General features: G+C 62.1%; 28 protein-coding genes and 1 tRNA gene. 13 read left to right on the top strand and 16 right to left on the bottom strand.

Annotation, left to right across the window (positions count from 1 at the left end; genetic code table 11):
* Window positions 1–13: 13 nt before the first annotated feature.
* Complete coding sequence (locus tag ACWIGM_RS05440) at window positions 14–1,327, bottom strand: MFS transporter (protein WP_454024884.1); 1,314 nt, start codon at window positions 1,325–1,327, stop codon at window positions 14–16.
* A 47-nt stretch (window positions 1,328–1,374) separates the two neighbouring features.
* Entirely contained in the window at window positions 1,375–1,773 is a 399-nt protein-coding gene (locus ACWIGM_RS05435; RefSeq protein WP_152012074.1) for a MarR family winged helix-turn-helix transcriptional regulator, read from the bottom strand.
* Window positions 1,774–1,904: 131 nt separating this feature from the next.
* On the opposite strand from ACWIGM_RS05435, the gene ACWIGM_RS05430 reads away from it, so the two are divergent.
* Together ACWIGM_RS05430 and ACWIGM_RS05425 are read left to right on the top strand one after the other, a co-directional pair.
* Window positions 1,905–2,489 carry a TetR/AcrR family transcriptional regulator gene (locus ACWIGM_RS05430; RefSeq protein WP_454024883.1) on the top strand — a complete coding sequence of 195 codons (585 nt, stop codon included), beginning with the start codon at window positions 1,905–1,907 and terminating at the stop codon, window positions 2,487–2,489.
* Window positions 2,490–2,574: 85 nt separating this feature from the next.
* Window positions 2,575–3,063 (top strand): hypothetical protein, encoded by a 489-nt coding sequence (locus ACWIGM_RS05425; protein ID WP_454024882.1) that lies wholly within the window; start codon window positions 2,575–2,577, stop codon window positions 3,061–3,063.
* 14 nt (window positions 3,064–3,077) lie between these two features.
* Here the strand turns inward: ACWIGM_RS05425 and ACWIGM_RS05420 are convergent, their stop codons facing one another.
* The 4 genes from ACWIGM_RS05420 to ACWIGM_RS05405 form a co-directional block, all read right to left on the bottom strand.
* The gene (locus ACWIGM_RS05420) at window positions 3,078–3,575 is read right to left on the bottom strand and encodes a DUF1178 family protein (protein ID WP_454024881.1); all 498 of its coding nucleotides are present in this window, start codon (window positions 3,573–3,575) and stop codon (window positions 3,078–3,080) included.
* Window positions 3,576–3,646: 71 nt separating this feature from the next.
* Window positions 3,647–4,510, bottom strand: a complete 864-nt coding sequence (locus tag ACWIGM_RS05415) for a carbon-nitrogen hydrolase family protein (RefSeq protein ID WP_454024880.1) — start codon at window positions 4,508–4,510, stop codon at window positions 3,647–3,649.
* Window positions 4,511–4,523: 13 nt separating this feature from the next.
* Window positions 4,524–4,784 carry a glutaredoxin 3 gene (gene grxC, locus ACWIGM_RS05410; protein ID WP_454024879.1) on the bottom strand — a complete coding sequence of 87 codons (261 nt, stop codon included), beginning with the start codon at window positions 4,782–4,784 and terminating at the stop codon, window positions 4,524–4,526.
* A gap of 56 nt (window positions 4,785–4,840) precedes the next feature.
* A complete protein-coding gene (locus tag ACWIGM_RS05405) occupies window positions 4,841–5,641 on the bottom strand; it encodes a ComF family protein (RefSeq protein WP_454024878.1) in 801 nt (266 codons plus the stop codon).
* A gap of 179 nt (window positions 5,642–5,820) precedes the next feature.
* Here ACWIGM_RS05405 and ACWIGM_RS05400 point away from each other — a divergent pair, with 179 nt between their 5' ends.
* Both ACWIGM_RS05400 and ACWIGM_RS05395 read left to right on the top strand, forming a co-directional pair.
* On the top strand, window positions 5,821–6,939 hold the full coding sequence (locus ACWIGM_RS05400) for an alkene reductase (protein WP_454024877.1): 1,119 nt from the start codon (window positions 5,821–5,823) through the stop codon (window positions 6,937–6,939).
* Window positions 6,940–7,058: 119 nt separating this feature from the next.
* Window positions 7,059–7,133: transfer RNA gene (locus ACWIGM_RS05395), tRNA-Glu, on the top strand.
* Here ACWIGM_RS05395 and ACWIGM_RS05390 read toward each other — a convergent pair.
* Complete coding sequence (locus ACWIGM_RS05390; protein ID WP_454025451.1) at window positions 7,093–7,665, bottom strand: tyrosine-type recombinase/integrase; 573 nt, start codon at window positions 7,663–7,665, stop codon at window positions 7,093–7,095. The genes ACWIGM_RS05395 and ACWIGM_RS05390 overlap by 41 nt on opposite strands.
* A gap of 956 nt (window positions 7,666–8,621) precedes the next feature.
* Window positions 8,622–8,918, bottom strand: a complete 297-nt coding sequence (locus ACWIGM_RS05385; RefSeq protein WP_454024876.1) for a hypothetical protein — start codon at window positions 8,916–8,918, stop codon at window positions 8,622–8,624.
* Between the two features lie 91 nt (window positions 8,919–9,009).
* Between ACWIGM_RS05385 and ACWIGM_RS05380 the strand changes: the two genes are divergently transcribed.
* The 8 genes from ACWIGM_RS05380 to ACWIGM_RS05345 all read left to right on the top strand — a co-directional run bounded on the left by ACWIGM_RS05380 (window position 9,010) and on the right by ACWIGM_RS05345 (window position 12,541).
* Window positions 9,010–9,249: a helix-turn-helix domain-containing protein gene (locus ACWIGM_RS05380; RefSeq protein WP_454024875.1), complete on the top strand. Its 240-nt coding sequence runs from the start codon at window positions 9,010–9,012 to the stop codon at window positions 9,247–9,249.
* A 133-nt stretch (window positions 9,250–9,382) separates the two neighbouring features.
* Window positions 9,383–9,643 (top strand): hypothetical protein, encoded by a 261-nt coding sequence (locus ACWIGM_RS05375; RefSeq protein ID WP_454024874.1) that lies wholly within the window; start codon window positions 9,383–9,385, stop codon window positions 9,641–9,643.
* Window positions 9,640–9,942: a helix-turn-helix domain-containing protein gene (locus tag ACWIGM_RS05370; RefSeq protein ID WP_454024873.1), complete on the top strand. Its 303-nt coding sequence runs from the start codon at window positions 9,640–9,642 to the stop codon at window positions 9,940–9,942. Before ACWIGM_RS05375 ends, ACWIGM_RS05370 begins: the two co-directional genes overlap by 4 nt.
* The gene (locus ACWIGM_RS05365; RefSeq protein ID WP_454024872.1) at window positions 9,939–10,322 is read left to right on the top strand and encodes a hypothetical protein; all 384 of its coding nucleotides are present in this window, start codon (window positions 9,939–9,941) and stop codon (window positions 10,320–10,322) included. Before ACWIGM_RS05370 ends, ACWIGM_RS05365 begins: the two co-directional genes overlap by 4 nt.
* A gap of 74 nt (window positions 10,323–10,396) precedes the next feature.
* On the top strand, window positions 10,397–10,798 hold the full coding sequence (locus ACWIGM_RS05360) for a hypothetical protein (protein WP_454024871.1): 402 nt from the start codon (window positions 10,397–10,399) through the stop codon (window positions 10,796–10,798).
* A 391-nt stretch (window positions 10,799–11,189) separates the two neighbouring features.
* On the top strand, window positions 11,190–11,408 hold the full coding sequence (locus ACWIGM_RS05355) for a hypothetical protein (protein WP_454024870.1): 219 nt from the start codon (window positions 11,190–11,192) through the stop codon (window positions 11,406–11,408).
* Between the two features lie 98 nt (window positions 11,409–11,506).
* A complete protein-coding gene (locus ACWIGM_RS05350; RefSeq protein ID WP_454024869.1) occupies window positions 11,507–11,773 on the top strand; it encodes a DUF3892 domain-containing protein in 267 nt (88 codons plus the stop codon).
* A 42-nt stretch (window positions 11,774–11,815) separates the two neighbouring features.
* On the top strand, window positions 11,816–12,541 hold the full coding sequence (locus ACWIGM_RS05345; RefSeq protein WP_454024868.1) for a toll/interleukin-1 receptor domain-containing protein: 726 nt from the start codon (window positions 11,816–11,818) through the stop codon (window positions 12,539–12,541).
* Between the two features lie 46 nt (window positions 12,542–12,587).
* On the opposite strand, the gene ACWIGM_RS05340 is transcribed toward ACWIGM_RS05345, so the two are convergent.
* From ACWIGM_RS05340 to ACWIGM_RS05320, 5 genes are all read right to left on the bottom strand, one after another.
* Window positions 12,588–13,214, bottom strand: a complete 627-nt coding sequence (locus ACWIGM_RS05340) for a hypothetical protein (protein WP_454024867.1) — start codon at window positions 13,212–13,214, stop codon at window positions 12,588–12,590.
* Window positions 13,211–15,589, bottom strand: a complete 2,379-nt coding sequence (locus tag ACWIGM_RS05335) for a tape measure protein (protein WP_454024866.1) — start codon at window positions 15,587–15,589, stop codon at window positions 13,211–13,213. The genes ACWIGM_RS05340 and ACWIGM_RS05335 overlap by 4 nt, the downstream gene beginning before the upstream one ends.
* Window positions 15,590–15,652: 63 nt before the next feature.
* Window positions 15,653–16,087 carry a hypothetical protein gene (locus ACWIGM_RS05330; RefSeq protein ID WP_454024865.1) on the bottom strand — a complete coding sequence of 145 codons (435 nt, stop codon included), beginning with the start codon at window positions 16,085–16,087 and terminating at the stop codon, window positions 15,653–15,655.
* Window positions 16,084–16,641 (bottom strand): hypothetical protein, encoded by a 558-nt coding sequence (locus ACWIGM_RS05325; protein ID WP_454024864.1) that lies wholly within the window; start codon window positions 16,639–16,641, stop codon window positions 16,084–16,086. The genes ACWIGM_RS05330 and ACWIGM_RS05325 overlap by 4 nt, the downstream gene beginning before the upstream one ends.
* Window positions 16,642–16,696: 55 nt before the next feature.
* Complete coding sequence (locus ACWIGM_RS05320) at window positions 16,697–17,338, bottom strand: hypothetical protein (RefSeq protein ID WP_454024863.1); 642 nt, start codon at window positions 17,336–17,338, stop codon at window positions 16,697–16,699.
* Window positions 17,339–17,484: 146 nt separating this feature from the next.
* On the opposite strand from ACWIGM_RS05320, the gene ACWIGM_RS05315 reads away from it, so the two are divergent.
* Window positions 17,485–17,673, top strand: a complete 189-nt coding sequence (locus ACWIGM_RS05315; RefSeq protein ID WP_454024862.1) for a hypothetical protein — start codon at window positions 17,485–17,487, stop codon at window positions 17,671–17,673.
* On the opposite strand, the gene ACWIGM_RS05310 is transcribed toward ACWIGM_RS05315, so the two are convergent.
* From ACWIGM_RS05310 to ACWIGM_RS05300, 3 genes are all read right to left on the bottom strand, one after another.
* Window positions 17,674–17,952: a hypothetical protein gene (locus tag ACWIGM_RS05310; protein WP_454024861.1), complete on the bottom strand. Its 279-nt coding sequence runs from the start codon at window positions 17,950–17,952 to the stop codon at window positions 17,674–17,676.
* Window positions 17,952–18,305, bottom strand: a complete 354-nt coding sequence (locus ACWIGM_RS05305; RefSeq protein WP_454024860.1) for a P27 family phage terminase small subunit — start codon at window positions 18,303–18,305, stop codon at window positions 17,952–17,954. Before ACWIGM_RS05305 ends, ACWIGM_RS05310 begins: the two co-directional genes overlap by 1 nt.
* Window positions 18,306–18,413: 108 nt before the next feature.
* Window positions 18,414–18,698 carry an HNH endonuclease gene (locus tag ACWIGM_RS05300; protein WP_454024859.1) on the bottom strand — a complete coding sequence of 95 codons (285 nt, stop codon included), beginning with the start codon at window positions 18,696–18,698 and terminating at the stop codon, window positions 18,414–18,416.
* Window positions 18,699–18,914 lie beyond the last annotated feature (216 nt).

Genomic DNA, 18,914 nt, shown 5'->3' with positions numbered 1-18,914 from the left:
GCGAGGTCTCCGTTCAAGCGGCGGCTGGGATCGGCTTGGCTTCGCCGCTGCGCATCATGATGCAGAAGCCGGCGGCGAAGAGGCAGAGCGCTCCGGCGATGAAGAAGGCCGGCAGGTAGCTGTCATAGACGGTGCGGCTGAAGCCGGCGCCATAGGCGGCGAAGGCGGCGCCGAGCTGGTGGCCGGTGAAGATCCAGCCGAAGACGAGCGTCGCCTTCTCGCCGAAGCGGTCGGCGGCGAGCTTGATCGTCGGCGGCACGGTCGCGACCCAGTCGAGCCCGTAGAAGATCGCGAAGATCGAGAGACCGTAGAACGAGAAGTCGGTAAACGGTAGGAACAGCAGCGAGAGGCCACGCAGGCCGTAATACCAGAACAGCAGCCAGCGGCTGTCATAGCGGTCCGAGAGCCAGCCGGAGCCGACCGTGCCGAGGAAATCGAAGATGCCGATCACCGCGAGCACGCTCGCCGCTGTCACCGCCGCCATGCCGTAATCGCCGCAGAGCGAGACGAAATGGGTCTGCACCAGCCCGTTGGTGCTGGCGCCGCAGACGAAGAAGGTGCCGAACAGGATCCAGAAGGTGCTGGTCTTCGCCGCGTCGCGCAGCGCCACGATCGGCGAGGCGAGCATCGCTCCAAGGCTGGCGGGTTGAGCAGGTGCCGGCACGATCTGCGTTGCGCCATAGGGGGCAAGGCCGACATCGACCGGCCGGTCGCGCATCAGAGCGAGGATGCCGAGCGCGGCGAGGGCGATCATGCCGAGCACGAAGGTCATGGCGGCGCGCCAGCCGACCTGCTCGGTCAGGGCCGCGAGCAAGGGCAGGAAGACGAGCTGGCCGGTGGCGGTGCTGGCGGTGAGCAGGCCGACGACGAGGCCGCGGCGCTGCACGAACCAGCGCGTCGCGACGGTGGCGCCGAGCACCATGGCGGTGAGCCCGGTGCCGAAGCCGAGCACGAAGCCCCAGAGCAGCACCAGCTGCCAGAGCTGCGTCATGAAGAAGGAGCCGATGATGCTCGCCGCGATCAGGCTGAGCGCCACCAGCGCCACGGGGCGGACGCCGAAGCGGTTCATGAAGGCGGCGGCGAAAGGCGCCATCAGCCCGAACAGCAGCAGCCGGACCGCCAGCGCCGAGGAGATTTCGGAGGTCGCCCAGCCGAATTCCTTCTGCAGCGGCAGGATCAGCACGCCCGGTGCGCCGACGGCGCCGGCGGTGACCAGCATGGTGAGGAAGGTCACGGCCGCGACGGCCCAGCCATAATGGATGCCGCGGCGGGCGAAGGCGGCAGCGAGGCCGATTGGCTTTGGTTGTTCTGCAAGATCAATCGGCATAGGGCGTTCCTTATTTACGGGTATATGCCCGTATTAGTTTCAGAAAATCAGAGTGAATCGAGGGCTACGTGAAGCTGACGCATGAACTCGACACCGAGGCGGTCGTCGAGGGACTTCTGGGCGCCGTCCCAGAGGGGAGCGCCGTCTTCCAGAACCTTGTGGCCAGCCTCGGTCAAGGCGACCGTGGCCTCGCGCTGGTCCTCGCCGCGGCCGAGTTCGACGAGACCCATCTTCTCGAGCACGCGGACATTGCGGCCGATGGTCGAGCGGTCGAGCTCTACGCGGCGGCCAAGCGCGGTCAGTGTCACCGGCTCGACCCGAGCGATCGAGCGCATCAGGCTGAACTGCGCGATGTTCACCCCGACCGGAGCGATCGTCTCGTCATAGAAGGCGATCATCCGGCGGGAGGCCGAGCGCAGGGTCGTGCAGATGCAGGGAACCGACATGGGTTGCGGGTATATGCCCGTGTATCGAAGATTGCAAGCCCGATAACCATCTCCAGGCGAAACTCGGAACTCAACCGAACTTGCAATCGCCGCGGCTTTCAGTATTATACCTACTAGAAGGTAGATGCTCTATGTCCAATGTCGCCAACAGGTTCGATGATATTCTGCTTTGTGCGCGCACGCTGATCATTGCGGGCGGTTATCATGGCTTCAGCTATGCCGATATCGCCAAGGTGATCGGTATCCGCAACGCCAGCATCCACTATCATTTTCCCAGCAAGACCGATCTGGTCCGCACCCTCGTCGCGCGGTATCGGGAGGAGGCCGAAGCGGGGCTTGCAGCGCTGGAGCGCGATATTCCCGACCCCGCTGGGCAGTTGCGTGCTTATGCCGGCTTCTGGGAAAGCTGCATCGCCGACTCGACTGCCCCGTTCTGCATCTGCGCCCTGCTCGCGAGCCAGATCCCGGTCCTGCCCGAAGAGGTCGTAACCGAGGTGCGTGCTCATTTTCGGATGCTGTCGGCCTGGCTGAGCTCGGTCATGACGCGTGGCGCCGAGGAGGGCAGCTTACGACTGGCCGCAACGGCTGATGCCGAAGCCGAGATGTTCATGGCTGCCATTCATGGTGCCATGCTGTCGGCGCGCGCGCATGGTGATGCCGAGGTGTTCGGCACCGTGATCCATCCGTTGCTGCATCGACTGGCGACCAGGCATTGAGCTCCGCCGAGAGCGGAGAGATCACGCAGGTTTGTCTACCAATTAGTAGGTAGATGAATTTCACCTGAGCAGGAAGGACTGTCCAATGTTCGGAATTTCGCCATTAGGCTGGGTGCACACGCTCGGCGCTTTGCCGGCCATCCCGGCAGCCGCGTATATGTTCGTCCGGCATGGCCGTATCGTCCCCCGGTCGAAGGCGGGCGTGGTCTACTTCGTCTCAATGCTGATCGGCAGCGCGACGGTCTTCGTCGTTACGCATCAGCCGGTCGGGTACATCGTCGGCGCGATTACGATCCTGCTGTTGCTGGCAGGCTATGGTGCCGGCCAGGTTCAGGGCCTGGGTCGCGCGGGCAGGTACATCGAAACGATCTGCCTGAGCCTGAGCGCGTTCCTGTTGATGTTGCCAACCGTTACCGAAATTCTGCGCCGGGTGCCGGACGGCCACCCCTTTGTCACCGAGCTGAACTCGCCGCTCCTCCTGGGCGCGCAGGCGGGCCTCCTCGCCCTTCTGATCGTCGGCCTGACGGCTCAGATCGCCTACCTGCGCAGGCAGAATAGGGCCGCTGCGAATTAGCGCATGCGCAGGCGCTAGTTCCGCCCCTCGGGCAGGCGCGGCAGCGGCATGAATTCGACGCCTTCCTCATGCAGCATCTGGGCGTCTTCGGCGCTGGCCTCGCCATAGATTGCGCGGCTCTCGCTCTCGCCGTGATGGATCTTCAGCGCCTCCTCGGCGAAGTTCTTGCCGACGGGCTCGGCGTTCGCGACGACATGCTCGTGCAGCGCCGTCAGCATGGCGCGAAACGCCATCTCCTTCTCACCCATCAGCGCGGCAGGTTGGGCGGCGGGGGCAGGGGAAGGAGCCGGGACGGACGACGCTGCGGCAGGCTCCGGTGCGAGCTCCGCCGGGCGCGGGCCGCGATCCGTCCGGGCCACGGCCGGCGCCATCACGGCGCGTTCGACCTTGGCACTGTCGCAGACCGGGCAGGTGACGAAGCCGCGCTTCGCCTGCTCGTCGAAGCTGGCCGAACTCGCGAACCAGCTCTCGAACTCGTGGGCGTTGTCGCAGATCAGGGTGTAACGGATCATTTCAACTCAAAGCCGGCGGTAACGGCTGCAGATAGGGTTGCGGCCGTTCGGCAGCAAGTTTCGCGTCAGGCTCACTCTGCCGCGTCGAGCCGCGGCTCTCCGCCTTTGCGGGTCTCGACCGCGAAGGAGCGGGTGTGGCGCAAGGTCGGGATGCGCTGGCGGGCGTCAGCGACCAGGGCAAGATCGATTTCCGCCATGATCAGCCCAGGCTCGTTGCCGGCCTCGGCCAGGACGCGGCCCCAGGGATCGACGATGATCGAGTGGCCATAGCTCTCGCGGCCGTCCTCATGCAGGCCGCCTTGCGCTGCCGATATCATGAAGGCGCCGTTCTCGATGGCGCGGGCCCGTTGCAGCACCTGCCAATGTGCCTCGCCGGTCTGGCGGGTGAAGCAGGCCGGCGCGGTCAGCATGAAAGCGCCGGCCTCGGCCTCGGCGCGATAGAGATAAGGGAAGCGGACATCGTAGCAGATCGACATGCCGATCAGCCCCCAGGGCGTCTCGACCAAAGTCGCCCGGTCGCCGCCGGAGAAGGTGTTGGACTCGCGCCAGGTCTCGCCATTGGGAAGATCGACGTCGAAGAGATGGATCTTGTCGTAGCGCGCGACGATCTCGCCGGCGGGATCGATCATATAGGCGCGGTTGGCGATCTTCTCGCCGGCCCTGACCGAGAGCGAGCCGATCTGCAGCCAGAGCTTGGCCTCGCGGGCCGCGTCCCGCAGTCCGGCCAGCACCTCGTGCTGTTCCTCGCTCTGGCTGATCTCCCGCAGGCGCTTGGTGTCGCGCTCGCAGAGATTGGTGACCTCCGGCGTCTGGACGAATTGCGCACCGGCCGCCGCGGCCTCGCGGATCAGGCGAACCGCATCGTCGCGATTGCGCTGGGGATCGCGCGTCGAACGCATCTGGACGCAGGCTGCGGTGAAGCGTGGCGCGGTCATCGGCTCGTCTCCTTCAGGCTGCCTTCAGCAGCGGGTCGAGCTCGCCGCGCGCATCGAGTGCGTGCAGGTCGTCCGAGCCGCCGACATGACGCCCGCCGATGAATATCTGCGGCACGCTGGTGCGCCCGCCGGCCTTGGCCGTCATCTCCTGGCGCAGCTCCGGCTTGCCGTCGACGCCGATCTCGTCAAAGGCGACGCCCTTCTTCGTCAGCAGTGCCTTGGCGGCATGGCAATAGGGGCACCAGCCCGTCGTGTAGATCGTGACCTGCGGCATCCTGTTGTCCTGGGCCAATCCTGAAACAATGCTTCGCCTGGCAATATAGGGAGCGCTCACGCTTCCGTCACGACCCGGGCGAAGGTCAGCACGTCGACCGCGCTTGCCCCGCCGCGCAGCAAGGCGCGCGAGGCGGCATTGACGGTCGAGCCGGTGGTCAGCACGTCGTCGACGAGCAGGACGCGTCGGCCCTCGACCAGCGGGCGCATCGCCGGCAGGACCTTGAAGGCGCCCTGGAGATTGTCGGCGCGCTGCGCCTTGGTCAGCCCGACCTGCTGCTTCGTTCGCTTGACGCGGGCGAGCGCCTGCGGCGCGAAACTGCGTCCCGATTGCCGGGCTATCGCCGCAGCCAGCGCCGCCGCCTGGTTGAAGCGCCGTGTCCACAGGCGGAAGCGATGCAGCGGCACCGGGACGATCAGGTCGGCATCGGCGATCAATTCCCGGCCGGCCTGCGCCATCATCCGCCCGAGCATCAGGGCGAGCTCGGTCCGGTCGCCATATTTCAGCCGGTGCACCAGTTCGCGCGCCGTGCCGTCGAAGCGGCAGGCGGCGCGGGCCCGGGCGAAGACGGGTGGATCGGCGATCGCGGCCGGGGAGATCAACCCGGGGCCGAGATCGACCTCGAAGGGCGTGCCGAGTCGTTCGCAATAGGGCCGCTCGATCAGGCCGAGCCCGGCCCAGCACTGGGCGCACAGCCCTTGCGCCTCGCTCGTGGCGGCCCGGCAGCCGACGCATGAAGGCGGATAGACGAGCCCGACGGCGCCCGAGATGCCTAGGCGCAGCCAGCCATTTCCCCAGAGGAAACTGCGAGCGGAGAGCGTTTTTTTCGTCTCGGCGGAGTTTTCGGAAAGGCTCATGCTTTGCGCCATCCGCAAAGAGAGCGTCTTTGCTTTCTTGCGGACCTGGCAGGACTGCCCCTGCCAATTCCTGCCATGTGGCCTATGTTGCTTACGACGGCTCTGGCCCGCGTGACGGTGACTGGCGCCATGGATGCCTCCCCCGGCCTTGCGGCCGCTTCGCGACAAGGATCGCCACGATGAGTCATGCCTCGCACGCCACCCTGTTCACGTCGTTCCACCTCGGCGATCTCGAGCTGAAGAACCGCGTTGTGATGGCGCCTTTGACCCGCAACCGCGCCAACAAGCACGATGATGCGCCGAACGCGCTCAATGTCGAGTACTACCGCCAGCGCGCCGGCGCCGGGCTGATCATCACCGAGGCGACGCAGATCTCGCAACAGGGTCAGGGCTATATCTGGACGCCCGGCATCTACCAGGACGCGCAGGTCGCCGGCTGGAAGGCGGTGACCGATGGTGTGCATGACGCGGGCGGGCGGATTTTCGCGCAGCTCTGGCATGTCGGCCGCGTCAGCCATGTCTCGCTGCAGCCGGGCAAGCAGGCGCCGGTCGCGCCCTCGGCCGTGCTCGCCAAGACCAAGACCTATATCGAGAGCGGCTTCGCCGAGGTCTCGGAGCCGCGCGCACTGGCGCTCGAGGAAATCCCTGGCATCGTCGCCGATTTCGTCCGGGCGGCGGAGAATGCCAAGGCCGCGGGCTTCGATGGCATCGAACTGCATGGCGCCCATGGCTACCTGCTCGACCAGTTCCTGCGCGACGGCTCGAACCAGCGCCAGGACGTCTATGGCGGTTCGATCGCGAACCGGGTGCGCCTGACGCTGGAGGTGGTCGACGCGGTGACCAAGGTGTTCCCGAAGGAGCGCGTCGGCATCCGCATCTCGCCGGTGAGCCCGGCCAATGACTCCCGCGATACCGATCCGCAGGCGCTGTTCGGCCATCTCGTCGCCGAGCTCGACAAGCGCGGCATCGCTTTCATCCATGTCGTCGAGGGCGCGACGCGCGATGCGCGCGATTACCTGCCCTTCGACTACCTGGCCCTGCGCAAGGCCTTCCGCGGCGCCTACATCGCCAATAACGGCTTCACCCGCGAGCTCGCGATTGAGACGGTGGAGAAGGACGAGGCCGACCTCATCGCCTTCGGCCGGCTCTTCATCGCCAATCCCGACCTGCCGGAGCGGCTGCGGCTCAACGCCCCGCTCAACACGCCGGATGTCGCGACCTTCTATGGCGGCGACGCCAGGGGCTATACCGACTATCCGGTGCTGGCGCCGGGCGAGGCCGTGCAAGCGGCGGAGTAGGCGGGCGAATGGTCACCTGCGGACAGGCTTCACCCCGTCCGCAGGTTTTTCTTCGTCGACTGCATTGAAGGGCTTGCAGCGCGAGCCCGTGCCGATTATACGGACGGCCTTGCCGCGCTGCTCCCATCGTCTAGCGGTCAGGACGTCGCCCTCTCACGGCGAAAACTGGGGTTCGATTCCCCATGGGAGCGCCATCGGCACCAAATGAGCCTGTTTTATAAGGCTTTTTTCCTCTTCTTGTCCCACTTCAGAATCCGGTGGGACAATTATCGAGCCAGCCTGCAGCTTCATCATCGCTGAATCTGCCATCCGCGGTTTACGTGCGGCGCGGGCGTAGCGTTCAACCTCCTCCAGCGTCTTGTGCCCTGTGACGGACATCACCTCGTGCGGTGTTGCTTGGCTCTCAGCGAGCCGTGCAGCAATGGCCTTGCGCAGACCGTGAGCACGTCCCGGCACGCCGGCAGCGACGCATTGCTCCCGGAACCAATTGCCGAAGCCATTTGGCGTGAACGGCTCGCCGTACTGCGTCTCAAGGAATGTCTCCTTGCCGCAGGGGCCCGCCGCGATAGCCTCCAAAAGGTGAGGATCGGCAGGAATGTCGATGTCGACCGGCGAGCGATGCTCGTTCTTTGCCTGCTGAAAACGGAGGCGGCCATTTTGGATATGAGCCGGGCCGAGTCGGACGGCATCCTCACGACGTCCAGCCGAATAGTAGATCAGCACCATCGCAAGCCGTGGCTTAGTGCCCACTGGCCAGCGCTTTTCAAAGCGTAGAACCTCCTCGACAGTCCACGAATGATGCCCGTCGGTCTTGTACCTGACGAGTTTCACGTCTCGAGCCGGGTTGGTCGAAACCTCTTCGGCCTCCACCGCCCAACTGAAGAGCGCCTTGAGCGCCTTCAAGCGTTGATTGGCGGCAGCTTTCTCAAGCTCATCTCGCAGCCGGCGGACGTGCTTTGTCTCCATTCGGTCGACAGGTAGATTGCCTTTGGTCTCGCAAATCAGGTCAAGGGCGCGCTTGCGCCAATCACGGGTGCTCTTGTCGAGTCCGCGGTATTCCGAGCTCAAGTAATACTTCTGGCAGAGCTCGCGGAAGCTGCCCTTCTCGGCTCGCTCTGGAGCAACCGCCTTAGCAGTTGTTTTGCCTGCCAGGGCGTCGCGATACGCACTCCAGAACGCGTCCGAGCCGTATTCCTGCGTCAGGCGGACCTTTGGCTTGCCAGGCATGCGAACGTACCACCGCACGTTACCGTGTCGGTCGACATCCTTGCTGAGCCGAGGCGGGTTTTGGCGTGGCATTAGGCGGAGATATCCCACGGGTTCGCGTCAGACACAGTGTTCCGATACGGCAAGCTGTCAAACGCTGCGTCGAGGTCCCGGACGTCCCAAATGGTGCGGGTGTTGACTGTGCGCGGGGAGGGCGCGCGGCCCTCCCTTACGAGGTCATCAAATAGCGAAGGCGAGATGCCAAAATAGAACGCGGCCTGTACGCGCGAGAGACCGCGCGGCATGAAGCCGTGAGAACGTCGATTATCATTGGCTGCGCGCATTCGAGGCTCCGCGAGCTGCAGGAATGCTCCCTAAATAGGAGAATCCTAATTTGAAAAGTCAAGCAAATTCGACCGGCGCAGCAGTATCCGCGCCGTTTCTCGTCTTTATTGCCCGATTCACACAATTGATTGTCAAGCAGCCACCAACGTACCGGAGTGGAGCCGGAACGCCTTCCAGTGCAGCTCCTCGCTTTCCGTCGGATTGAGCACGCCGACAGCCCGGCGCAGGGCCGCGAAGGCGCGCTGACCACGCTCCTGAATGCGCTCGTCAGAGTGCTCGAGGACGAAATCCAAATAGGCTAGCCGGCCTCCATTCGAGCCAGCGACCTCCTGAGCGAGGCAGCGTAGCTGCATCCCCCTGCCGCAGGGCGTGGGCTCATACGTGCTCTCGACGATCTCAAGAGTCTTGTTAACTGCGTTGGTCGACATGGTTGGCTCCCGTGTTGCGCGTCGGTGTGGAATCAACAATAATTATTGATACCACGCCCGCACCGGGCGTCAACAATAATTGTTGATAGAGATGACGCCAGCGCAAACGAAAGCCGCCCGAGCCCTTTTGGATTGGTCGCAGGGAGACTTGGCTGCCGCAGCGGGGTTGGGGCTCTCTACAATCGTCGATTTTGAAAGGGAGCGTCGGGTCGTGTCGGCGGACGCCGTACGTGCGATCAAATCAGCTCTTCAGGCAGCCGATGTTGAGTTCATCGACGACGCCCGCCGCGAGGGCGTTGTAAAGTTGAAGCAACAAGCATTTGACAAATAAATGTTGCGCCGTAGCGATTCCTAATTATAATTGTGAATCTGTGTTCGCGATATATACTAAGGTATAGTATAGCTGCATCATGGACTCCGGTCTTCGATAGTGACATGACTCCGCCTCCACTTGAGGCGAGTCCATGCCGGAAGATCAAAGCTTCAGACCCGTCTTCGTCAGCCGCAAGACCGCGGCGGAGCTGATGGAAATCAGTGTCGACACGTTCGACCAGTGGGTGAGAACCGGGTTTGTCCCGCGAGCCCAGGTCAACCGCGGCCAGATTATTCGCTGGCATTGGCCGACGGTTGAGGCCCGGCTTGCAAGCCCTGCCGAGCAACAGGCGCATGATCCCAGCATCGTCACTGGCAGGTACGTGTCGACGCGCCGGAGAGCTAAGGCATGACCGGCCCGCTCGGAACAATCTACAGCCTGCAAGAGGCGGCGGACTATCTGAAGGTCAGCAAGAGCGCCCTGGCCCGCGCCGCAAGACGCCATGGCATTGGCGCCAGGTTCGGCCGCGAAATTCGCTTCAACGAGGCCGATGTCAAAGACATGTGGGAAGCGATGCGCGCGCATCCAGAGGCGGGCAGCCTAACCAACTCAGTATCCAAGCAGAGCGTCGAAAAGGCGTTTGAGAACCTACGCAAGCAGGCACTTGCGCACCGCGTTGCCAAAGCCGCAAGGAAGGGACGCCGCTCATGAACATGCCGATTGTCACTGATCAGTCCATCAGCGTCCGACTAGTCACTGCCCACCACGGCGGGATCGTCACGGGGTCTGACGTCTTTAACCTGGCGCACTTCGGAGGGATCCTGCCGAACGTCGGCGACACGTTCCTATGGATCCGCACTGAAGACGACTACGACGCCAAGGTCGTCCAGCGGCGCTACTGCATAACCCAGCCTGACCAGCGCATGCATTGGACCCTCCCAATGCGTGATGCGCCGCCTGCGCCCGAACTTTCGGGCATCGTCAGAAACGCGCTGGCCGTGTCCGACTACCTGCGGGCTGCGCAGGAGGGGCGACCAATGAAGGAGGTCGTAGCCCTCCTACGGAAGTGCAATGAGGGATGGGAGCTATGAGAGCTCGGCAAGGCAGCGCCGATCCTTGACCGCACGTATCGGTTGAGTGACGGTGAGGCAACGTGGGGGAAACGATGAATCGACTAGCTTGTTTGACCGCGGCTATTGCTGCCGTGATCGTTGGCGGCTGCAACACGACCGCCAGCGCACCCCAAGAACCACCTGGCACACCGCGAGCGCTGAACCCCGCGGAAGTTGCTTCGGTTCAGAAAGGTGTGAAAGGACAGCTCAAGGATCCTGAAAGCGCCCGTTTCGGGGCAGTGTACGCTGCGGAGAACGCCAAGGGCACGATTTCTGTTTGCGGCTATGTCAACGCGAAGAACTCGTTCGGCGGCTATACCGGGGAGCAAATTTTCTACGGCAATCTGGCCAAGGCCGATAAAATTAGTGTGTTCCTACCGATCGGCGTTGGTGGGGATAGTGTCGCGCAACAGGTCATGCGCAAGATGTGTCGAGATGTTGGCGTGTCTGTTTGAGTGAATGTCCATGGCGAAATTCGGCGAGGGGTATAGGCCTCTGATCGTTGAGAGCTACCACGAGAGCGGGTCTGGATTGCATGGTGACGTTCATATTCGGCCGGTGCCAGGGCAATGGGCTCCCGAAACTCTGCGTGTCGAGTGCTCGAAGCGTCTTTCGGACCTGACGCGCTATAAACTCGGTACCCGATTTAAAATTAGAGCAAAGCTGACCGACCGCGAGGGGGGAGGCGAGTTTCTCTACTCTTATTTTGGTTGGCGGGAAGAGGTGGTGAGATAGGAGCCTCTTGCTCGGACGCACATCGCCGCGGCGCCGGTAGGCGCGAGCTCGAACCCGTGAACCGGCGGAAAGCAGACTCGACAAATTAGAACATATCAGGAACATGGAGCGATGCAGCTCCGGTTCCCACTTCGCGTTTATCGCTTCCGCGGCGTCATGGGCGACGTGTCGGCGGTTATTATACGCGATGCCGCCGGACGATCGCTGCAACTGCCCTGCGATCCAAATCCACTTCGGCGCGACGTGGCTCAGTTGTGGTCACCCGAGGAGGCCGAAGACCTTGCCAAGGCGATTGCGCGGTGGCTGACCTCAAGTCACGCTTCAACGTGAACAAAAGGTGTCAGTAACTCGCCCCATGCGCGACGCTAGGCTAGACAGCGCAACCTCAGCGTGATCATCTTCCGCAGCGGCATGGATGGGGATATCAAATGGCTGATGTTCAAGTGACGTGTATTAACAAAATTCCGCGTAATGACCCGCACGAGGGCATCACGCACCTTGGAAATTCCACAGGCAAGTGGACAAGGCAAGCGGTGATCGATTGGATCGAGCGGAAAGAGAATACCTTTTACACCTTGGTCCAGGGAAATCGCGGCAATATCGGCGTTGTGAACGGGCCGAATGGGAAGTACCTGCGTACTTACGCTGACGGCAAGTGGAACGACAATCTTCTGTCGCTCCCAGAGTGTCCTTAGGCATTCAGTCTGCTGGAACCACGCTTCAACGGGACTTTGAAAATGGCTCAGTGCACTGCACCGTCAAGGGGGCATCGCTCATCTAGCGCGGCAGCGAACTGCCCGGCGTGCCGCGGCGGTTGGGGCCGCTCACGCGGCTACTCCTACTCACCGCCGTCTTATTCTTATTCGCCCCCATCCTACTCGTCGGCAATCAGTGGTGGCGGACGAAGCGGCGGCGGGTCTGGCCGAACTCTGAAGCCGAGATGGTCACGGTCCGGATCGACGATCCTCTATACGCCCGCACAGGTCCAAACGCTCACGCCAATCCGCGAGAATGTAGAGAGGCAGGCTACCCTCGACCTTCGCGACGTCTTTCTTTGCCACGCGTGGGATGACCGCCAAGGCGCGGCCAAACAACTGCACGATTTGCTGGAGTCGGCGGGCGTCAAGGTGTGGTTCAGCGAGAAGGACGTTGGCCTCGGTGTGCCTTTGATGCGAGCGATCGACAAAGGCCTAGCTAATTCGCGGGTGGGGATCGTGCTCGTTACACCCGCGCTGTTGCGCCGCCTGCCAGCGGAGGGCATTGCCGACAAAGAGCTGTCGGCATTGCTAGCGCGTGATCGGCTCGTCCCTATTGTGCACAACACGACGTACGAGGCTCTTCGCGACGTGAGCCCGCTACTTGGTTCGCGCAGCGGGCTAAGCACCGCTGAAGAGTCGATGGCAGAAATCGCAGCCAAGCTCGCTGAGTTGGTCGCCGTTAGCCCGATTGCCGGCGCCGCCTAACAGAATTCCATCGGCCCGGCCATCCGCAGTCGGGCCGATGGAGCCTTTACGCAGTCATCCCTGACGTTTCACCGACGTCGTCCGCCCACCTATGTACGATCGCGCTGTGTACCGCCTCAGGGGTCACCTGCGTGAGCTGAAGAAACCCGCCGACTCCACAGTGGCCGTACTCGTCCCGCTCGAGACGCTGCCGCTGCACGACATCGACTGCAGCGGCAGCAATGTCGCTTTCGTTCGACGCCACAACGCCGGGAGCGCAGGCGAACCGGTCGGCCTCCAGCCGGTGCCAGGGCTCGCCCCACGCTGCATGACTGGCGAGCGCATACCCTTCGGCCTGGCCGCGGCCGTGCGACCAGCCGACCACGTAGACCTCGACGTGAGGGTTGCCATATCGCTCGCCTAGCTCGTCCTTGATTTCCTCATGGATAGCCCACGCCGCCAGGGGAAGCCCGGCGACCAGATCGTCAAAGGACGCAAAGCGCGAGTTCAACACCGGTATGAGCTGATGCGCGTAGGCCTGCGGGCCTCGTACAGTGACGGCGCACGAAAGGTGGACGAGGGGGTAGGCCTTTTGCTGAATCGTCTCAACCCGTCCTTCGCCGTATCGATACGTAAGCCCGTCTGTTGCCAGCCAAGCAGCGTCCGACTCCAAGAAAATAGCAACCGCGCTCACGCAGCTCTCCAGTTCAGATTTCCAATGATGCCGCCAGGCGCGCTCGTGCCGCTGGCCGTCCCAAATATTCCGGCCAGCGGGCCGGAGCCCATCAACGCGGCCTGCAGAGCGGCCTTTGCCAATTGCTTGACTAGGTTCTTGAGAACATCCTCGGCCTTGCCGCCGTTGATAATCAGCTCCTCGAGACTGTCTGTGATTGCGTCTCCGAAGAATTTTGAGGCGTCGTTGTAGGACTTTTGTGCGTCCTCAAGCTCTTTCTTTTTGGTGCGAAGCTGCTCGGAAAGTTGAATTTCCTTGTTGAGCTTACCGAGAATTTCTTCGCGCGTATCAGCATCAAGGCGATTTAGATCAACTCCAGCCTTGGCTAGCTCAATAGCAGCTCGTTTTTCAGCGTTCGACTTGCCAAAATTATCAATTTCAGCCTTCAGAACGAGATTTTGGCGGGCCAAGCTGTCCGTATAGCGATTCAGGCGGTCTTCAGCGGTTTCAGACTCAGTTTTCCCGCCACCGCCCTTGCCGGCGCCCTTTTGGGCGGCCTCGGCTGCCAGAATGGCTTTTGCGGCGTTTTCGGCCGCGGCTCGGGATACTGGCGAGCCGCCCTCCATCGCCGCCTTCCAGAGCTCATCGGTCTTCTCCTGCAGCTTACGCTTGTCCTCATCCATCTGGGCGAGGCGCACCTTCCCCTGCAGCTTCAAGGCGGCCGTTACGGGATCGCGCGCCACTTCGGCAGCGGGATCCGGCAGCTTGCCGGTGTCGACCACGAAACCCGATCGGTTTAGCGCTGACTGCTCGTCCTGCAGCTTGCTGCTGGCCGCAAATCCGGCCAGTGCGGCCTTCGTCGCCACCGCTGCCTGCCGAACCGCGGCGAGCTGCGTAAGCATCGCGGCAATCGAGCCGAACGCGCTGGCGAAACTGATGTTCGTCTCGCCAAGCTTGCGAAGCTCATCCGCCGCCGCGATGGCCTGTTGGGCATTGCCCTCCATGCCCTGCTTGACGAGGTCCAACCCGCGCTTCTTGTCTTCAGCCTTCAACCCGGCCGAGCCGTACTGCTCGAGCCCCTGCGCCGCGCTTCGAATGGTCGTTTCAAGATCACGCGCAGCCCGCGCGTCATCCTGAAGCTTGCGATTGTAGCCGTCGGTAACGGCCTTGTTCATCCTGTCGGAGGTTTCGGCGACCTGATCGCCCACCCCCTTGATCGCGGCCTTAGCGTCATCAGCGGGCGGCCGGAGCGCCTTTAACGCTTCGGCATAGCGGTCGGTCGTTTCTTTGCCCTTGCTCGCTTCTGTCGCGAGGTATGCGACCACGGCGGCGGTACCGAGAATGGCAGCGCCCACCGGGCCGCCAACCAGCGCCAAAGCACCGCGCAGCGCCGCCACGGATGTAGCCGCCAACTGAGCACGTACGCCGATAGCCGCGATCCCGGCGCTAGCCGCAGCGGACGCCGTAACGGTGGCTCCAATCTGCGCCACCATTGGCGCCAGCCCCTGCGAAACCAACCTGGCCGCAATGACTGCTCCAACCGCAGCCGCCGCAGTGGCGACTCCGTCGATATTCTTTGCCAGGAACTGGATGGACGAAGACGCCGCAGCCGCGGCAATGCCCATTTGCTGGCTATTGCCAACAAACTTCAGCGCTGCGGTCTGCAGCATCGTGAAGCTGTCGGAAATCGACGCGCTGGTTTTGGCAAACGCGGCGCCCACCTCCGGCGCGGCGTTGACGATAGCGCGGAACACGCGGTCGCTGGTCAGCTTGCCTTCGGCGCCCAAATCCTTCAGCTGCCCAATGGCGACGCCGAATTCCTTGGCGATGGCCTGCGCCACCACCGGGGCGTTCTCAAGCAATGAGCGAAGCTCGTCGCCCTGCAGACGGCCCGAACCCAGCGCCTGGCCTAACTGCACTAGCGTCGACTGCGTTTCAGCCGCGGACGCGCCAGAGACCTTCAGGGCCTTGGACACGGTCTCGGTCGCAAGGGCGATCTCGCCCTGCGTTGCCCCAAAGTCCTTGCCCGTGCGCGTCAGTCGCGCGTAAAGGTCGGCGACCTCCGCGAAACCAGTGCGAGAACGCGACGCAATATCGGCGATCTCGTTTGAGACCGCACCGGCCATCGCCTCCCCGACGCCGGCAGACTTGATCTTGTTTGTTGCTTCCTGCCAGGTGTCCGCGAGCTTCTTCAGCTCGTTCAATACAGCGGCACCACCAACAATCTTAGCTAATTTGTCGAAGGAAGCGCCGACGGCGTCTTCCATCGCCGAAGCCCGATCTTCAATGCTTTTGGTGATGCGATCAAATTGCGCCGACTGACGGCGCATCGCATTCTCGAAGCGCTTGGCGGTCACGTCTAAGACGAGCGATAATTGCTCGGTATCAGTTGCCATGTTTTCCATTCAAAGAAAAAGCCGCCCGAGGGGCGGCTGGGATGTTGTGAAGCGAACGCTTGGCTAATGAGGCCAGGCCAGCGACGGCAGCTCGGCGAGAATGCCGGCAACGCTGGGCCGTTCTCGCTGGCCGTCTTCGACTTTGACGAGCTCCGTATAGGCAAAAGCCCACACTGCGTCGCGCCAGGCGATGAAGGCGGTGGCCTCGCCAGCCCATCGCGAGTTCGTCGATCTGAAATATGAGGCGCAGGAGCTACCGGAATCGTAGCCGCGCTCGTTGGCGCTTGCGTCCACATGGGCTTGGATCGCCCGGCGATAGTCGTCTAGCGTCACCGGTGCCGCCGCAGGCGGCTCGTCGAACGGCAGGCCGTCGCCGAGGATAGCAGCCTCCGCAAGGGCCGCGTCATACATCGGATCGTCAGTGGTGACGTGGTAGGGATAGCCGTTGAAGGTTGTTACGAATGTCCCGTCCTGCCGGCGGCTTTGCAGTTCCATCATGCGATCCTCCAGCAGACTCCGTAGAAGATGACGCCTGCACCTCCGACTGAGATCGTCGTGCCTCCGGCGTCGACGCCAGCGGCGAAGCCGCCAGCGAAGCCACCCGTCGCCACATCGCGCGGAATTCGCCACCAGGCCCAGGTGCCGCCAGACGGAAGAACTAGCGAAGCGCCTGAGGCACCTGCAATCGCGGCCAGTTGTCCAACAATCGCTGATGTGGTCGGCGTTGGCGGCGCCGAGATCGTCGCACGGGCTGCGGCTGCATTCGCATCATCGAGTAGCGTGCGAATGAATGAAGACAGATCAGCAAGAGCCGCGGTGCCGCTGCCGGTGAAATATGGAAGCTTGTCCGCCGCGCTTGTCAGACCAGCGAGAGCCTTGAGCTCCGCGTCACCGATCTTGGCCGGCGTTATTGCGTCGTCTGCGACCTTCGTAGTCGTCACAGCATTGCTGGCGATCTTTGCATCGGTGATCGCGTTGTCGGCCACCTTGGCCGTACTCACAACGCTGTTATCGATCGTCCAAACCGCGCCAGAGCCGAATTCGATCGACATCGCGTGGTTGGTGGGGAGTTGTAAATGCAAATTTGAGAAAAACACTTCTTGAAACCTATACGATAATTTCTGGAGAGGGGGCTACGTGCTTTCCGACTTCGTCAGGAAAGCGCTTCAATATTCTTGTCGAGATGCCGTCGCGGTTGACGGTGCTATGTTGAATGAAGCCGGCCAAACCGGTAATTTCGACTCCGTGCGGTGTTGTGCCGCGAAGTTGCCGCTGGCACTCGGCGACAGCGATGCCCAGCTCTTCCGGCGTCTCGATCGAATAAGCTGCGAGTCGGCGGTCGAATTTTGCGTCACGAGGCACAATTGATCGATTGTTGAGGCGGGTAATTTCCCACGGGGCTGCGCTGACGCCATGGTGATGAACGGTCAGTCCGTGGCTAGCGATGGCGTAGCTTTCTGGAGCTTTCCGTACATGCGACCAACCAGCAAGCCAGAGCTCGAAAGAGGCGCCGGCTAGGGCGATGGTGCTCTCGTGCGTTTCATACTGCGTGCGAAAAACCGCAGACAGTCCGCCGATCAAGCCCTCGAAAGTTGAGAACGAGTGGTTGATGGCCAGAATGAGTTGGTTCGCGAAATAGCAGGAACCTCGCGAAGAGATCACAGCGCAGAGGTGAGGAAGGCAGTATGCCTTGCTAAGGATAGCTGAGACCGTGCCATCGTTGGTGAACAATCCTGCGTCTGTGTACATGTGAGCTTCATCGGAATCGCACACGATATTTACTACTGACAATTTTGGTCCTTGCTATTGGAAGGTCCATTCGCGGGACCCACAGCGGGCCGTCGGAACCGTTGTCGAGGCGGCCCGTTCCTCATTTGGGGGAACAGGAGGTCACCATGCGGGACGGTTCTGGAAACAAGCTGAGCCCCGAAGAGGCGCAGAAAGTAAAATCGATCCAAGGCACGCCGGACAAGGATTCTGTCAGCGGCATTTCGATCGACCCCAACTCCGATAAGGACGCCGGCGAAGCCGACAGGCCCGAGGTGCCGCCGCAAGACAAACCGGCAGCGGGCGTTGGTGAGTAGCTAACGGCGGCGCTTCCGCAGCGCTCCGGGGGCACCGAACGCTTCCTCGGCCCAATACGGCCGAGCGGGCGGCGAGTAGCCGCGGTATAGCTCTTCATAATAGGCGAAGACCTGGTCGCCAATCTCGTGCCAGACCGCCTCTGCAAGCGGCTCGGCGGTTTCCTCAGTGAGCCCAATCGCCGCCAACTCATCGAAGAAGTCGCAGCCTGACATGAAATAGCCGGCCCAAGCTTGTACGTCGCTGGGGCGGGCTTTGGATTTGCGTCTACGAACTGGCATCAGCGGCGCCTTCCGTAGTCTGCGGTTCGCGCCATGCGCGGAGCCTCAGGACTATCGTCACCGTCCAGCGCCAATTCTCGTAGGAGCCGCGCGAAGACGACCTTATTATCGCGCTCTATGGCAATCTCCGGTCGCGCCTTCGGCTGCCCGAACCGGTCAGTATAGGTCATGCCTTGCGCGTCAATGACCTCACGGGCAGCACAGATGCGATCCCAACTTTCGGCAGCAGAAACTAGCAATTTGAAGTGATGTTCTTCGAGCTCAAACTCAGATATGAGCGATTTTATCCATGCTTGTGTATCTTTTCGAAGATGCTTTGGTACATTGAATGCCGGTGGATCCTTGTTGAGCAAGGGTTTCTCCAGATTTTTATTTGAACCGGGGCACGACGCATGTGCGCGTTGGGATGGCACCGTTGCGGGTAGGAGAGGGCGGCCAAGATGGAGATGCCCCCCGGGGGGTCACCTGGGCCAGCCTGATGCATCAAAACGAACGATCGTTCGCCCGTGCTCTTGGCGTTGCTTATGCCTTGAGTGACATGAGGCGCAGAGCGAATTGAAAGGCCCTGACCAAAATAGTTGCTCGTTGCCCCTATGGGGTATCACGTGGTCTACCGTGTTGGCTTCCGTAACGACGTCGATCTCGAGGCAAAGTTGGCATAGCGGTTCCGCTGCTAGTTGAGCTTTTCTGATACGTTGCCATCTCGTCGAGCTATACCACGGTAACCATGGTCGCTTTTCTTTCATCCGAGGCAACGCTCAACCTTCTCGTCCTCCACTGTAACGGAGCGAAGATTGACCGCCATTACAAACCCGGCGCGAGACGTCCACGGCGTATAGATCGCGTTCGTACCAGCCTTGGGGCGGGCATAACGGCCCAACCCGGCAGCATGGAAATAGTAGCCAGCGTGCTTGCGATTGCCAACCGGCCGGATGCGCCCGCTGCGGCGAGCGGATTAGAAT

Source organism: Allobosea sp. NPDC055332 (assembly GCF_053645455.1).
The sequence above is the reverse complement of the archived record's forward strand: the minus strand, read 5'-3'. Positions and strand labels throughout refer to the sequence as shown.